We start from the raw sequence: 2,758 nt of genomic DNA on the forward strand, positions 1-2,758 counted from the left end.
CAAAGGCACTCGCGGGACCAAGGAGCAGTACACGAAAGAGATTCAAATTGATCTCTCTCTTGCTCTCAAGTCTTTGTTGGCATCAGCCGCTTGGCCTGTCGCTGCTTTTGGTGAATTCACGAGTGGCAAATTGCTTGAAAGCGACAACAAGGTGACCGTCTCTCCTCGCTGAACTCGCATCCACGAAGTCCTTATCTTTTTCACGATGAAGAAATTTCTGACTACTGCACCTGTCGTTGCGGCGATATGGTTCACTCTCACCGCCGGGATCTTGATCGAGTGGAATCGCTTTTTCCCTGATCTCCTCTTCCACCCCATGGGCTGATCGTTCAGTTCACAACACCATCAAAAAGGGGCCCAATGGGCCCCTTTTTTTTAGGAGATAGTCAAATTCATCTGTTTCTCTAGCTCGGCTAAAGCTGTTTCAAGATCGTCGTTGACGATGACAGCATCGAATTCTGTTTGAGCTTGTAGTTCTTCTTGTGCCCGCTTCAGCCGGCGCTGGATCGCCTCTTCTACTTCGGTTCCGCGGCCGCGAATCCGTTTCTCAAGCTCTTCAACGCAAGGGGGTGCAAGAAAAATTTGGATTGCTTCAGGCAAGCTGTTTCTAACCTGCCTGGCCCCCTCTAATTCAATCTCAAGAAGCACGGGAATGCCCTTCGCGACGCGCTCACTGACGGGTTGTCGAGGTGTTCCATAGCAGTTTCCAGCAAATTCAGCCCACTCCAGCAAGCCACCGCTTTGAACGAGTTTGTTGAACTGTTCTTTGGAGTGAAAAAAATAGTGAACTCCATCGATTTCTCCACTGCGTGGAGCACGTGTGGTGGCCGATACGGAGAGCCATATCTCTGGATGACGCTCTCTCAGGCGGGCGACCAAGGTGCCCTTGCCCACGCCGCTTGGGCCGGTGAGCACCGTGGGCCTGGCGATTGATCCATCAGGAGCCATACGTTGCTTGAGACTGCATCGCAGGGTAGGAAGGCTTCCTGTTCAGCCTGATTCTCAGGCACTTCATGGTCAGCCAAAGTCCGCAAGTGATGGATCTCACCAGCCTGAGGGCTGTGTTGGCGGATTTGCGTGCCCGCTTGCTACCCAGCCGGTTTGAGAAAGCTCAACAGCCCGATCCTCAGACGCTTCAGCTTGGATTTCGCACCCTGCGGGGAATGATTTGGTTGGAGCTGAGCTGGAAAGCAGAAGTTCCCCGACTGGTTGAAATCTCCGCGCCACCCAAGCAAGGTGCAGGAAGCACGCTGGCGCAACAGATTCAGCATGGACTCCGCCAACTTGCACTGACGGAGCTCAGCCAGGAAGGTTTTGAACGGGTTGTGCAATTTCAGTTGGCGCCTCGACCTGGACAGCCTCCCCAGCGCACCTTGGTGCTCGAACTGATGGGGCGTCACAGCAATTTGTTGTTGCTCGATGACCGACAACGCATCACTGCGATCGCACGCCAAGTCCGCATGCACCAGTCGAGAGTGAGGCCGATTGGTACGGGAGATGTCTACAGCGCTCCCCCAGCCCTTCAAGGCATTGCTCCCCAACTTGATGAGCCTGAGCAGCGCTGGAGAGAGCGATTGGAACTGTTGCCGCTAAGCCTGGAAAAGGCGCTGCGCAGTGCCTACCAGGGCATCAGTCCGGTGCTGGCGAAGCATCTGGCTGACCCGCATGAAGACGTTGCCAGAGCGCGATTGGCGACAAGCGTTCATGAGCTCAGCGATCAGCAGTGGCAGGTGTTGCACCAGCGTTGGCAGTGCTGGTTGAAAGCGCTGGAGACCGAACGGTTTGAGCTGCAATTTGATGGCCCTAACTCCTATCGCGTTTGGAAGCCTGCGTCCGCATCGACGTTTGATGGGGAGTCGTTGGCGGATCTTCCACAACCTGGGCAGCCCCTAAGCCTGCGTTTGGGTGAGTACTACGCCACTGTTCTTCAACGTCAGGAGTTGAATCGTGTCACTCAGGATTTGCAAAAGCAGCTCAAGCAGTTAAGGACTCGTGAGGAGGCCCTATTGGCTGACCAGAGAGCTGGCTTGGAGGAGACCGGCGGTGCCGATGACTTGCAACAGCAGGGAGATGCGTTGTTGTGTCAGGTGAGTCCGAATCGGGAGACCATTGATCGCGCACAGAAGTTGTACGGCAGAGCACGAAAACTGAGACGAGCTGTGCCGGCTCTTGAAGAACGGCTGCAGCATCATCAAAGTCGACTGGCATTACTCGATGGCAGTGAAAGCTTTCTGGAAGAGCTGATTGGTGCTGATTGGGATCGCTTAGAGGCGCGCACGAAAAGCCTTCTGGACCTGCGGGAAGAATTGGATGATCTGTTGGCTCCAAAACGGCTCCGCCGCCGCCGTCAGGGATCCCGTCGACTGGACCCTCAGCCCCTCGAAATCCATAGCCCGGCGGGATTGTTGATTCAGGTGGGACGAAATCATCGTCAAAACGACTGGATCAGTCTCCGGCGGGCACGACCTGGTGACCTTTGGTTCCATGCCCAGGAATGTCCGGGTAGTCACGTTGTGTTGAAGGCATCGGCTGGTTTTGCCGACGAAGACGATGTCACCCTTGCTGCTGATCTCGCTGCTTGGTTTAGCCGCGCGCGTGGAAATCGCCGGGTTGCTGTCGTCAGAGCCCCTGTGGAGCATCTCCAACGCATTGCAGGTGCAGCGCTTGGAACGGTGCAACACAAAGAGGGTGAGGTTGTCTGGGCCGAGCCAGATCGAGCAAGACAGCGACTGATCGCCGGCAAGCTCTTAGCCTGAGC

The 2,758-nt window shown here is 55.6% G+C and carries 3 protein-coding genes and 1 pseudogene; 3 read left to right on the forward strand and 1 reads right to left on the reverse strand.

The annotated features are described in order from the left end of the window. Positions 1-172 (forward strand): annotated as a pseudogene (locus NCN04_RS10235) (Photosystem I reaction center subunit III); the annotation flags it as partial. A gap of 33 nt (positions 173-205) precedes the next feature. Then, positions 206-325 (forward strand): photosystem I reaction center subunit IX, encoded by a 120-nt coding sequence (gene psaJ / locus NCN04_RS10240; RefSeq protein WP_011620067.1) that lies wholly within the window; start codon positions 206-208, stop codon positions 323-325. Between the two features lie 50 nt (positions 326-375). Here the strand turns inward: psaJ and gmk are convergent, their stop codons facing one another. After that, positions 376-948, reverse strand: a complete 573-nt coding sequence (gene gmk / locus NCN04_RS10245) for a guanylate kinase (RefSeq protein WP_250396030.1) — start codon at positions 946-948, stop codon at positions 376-378. Positions 949-1,013: 65 nt separating this feature from the next. Here gmk and NCN04_RS10250 point away from each other — a divergent pair, with 65 nt between their 5' ends. Further along, positions 1,014-2,756 carry an Rqc2 family fibronectin-binding protein gene (locus NCN04_RS10250; protein ID WP_250396031.1) on the forward strand — a complete coding sequence of 581 codons (1,743 nt, stop codon included), beginning with the start codon at positions 1,014-1,016 and terminating at the stop codon, positions 2,754-2,756. Positions 2,757-2,758 lie beyond the last annotated feature (2 nt).

Source organism: Synechococcus sp. MU1655 (assembly GCF_023630655.1).
In the GTDB taxonomy this organism is placed as follows: domain Bacteria; phylum Cyanobacteriota; class Cyanobacteriia; order PCC-6307; family Cyanobiaceae; genus Synechococcus_C.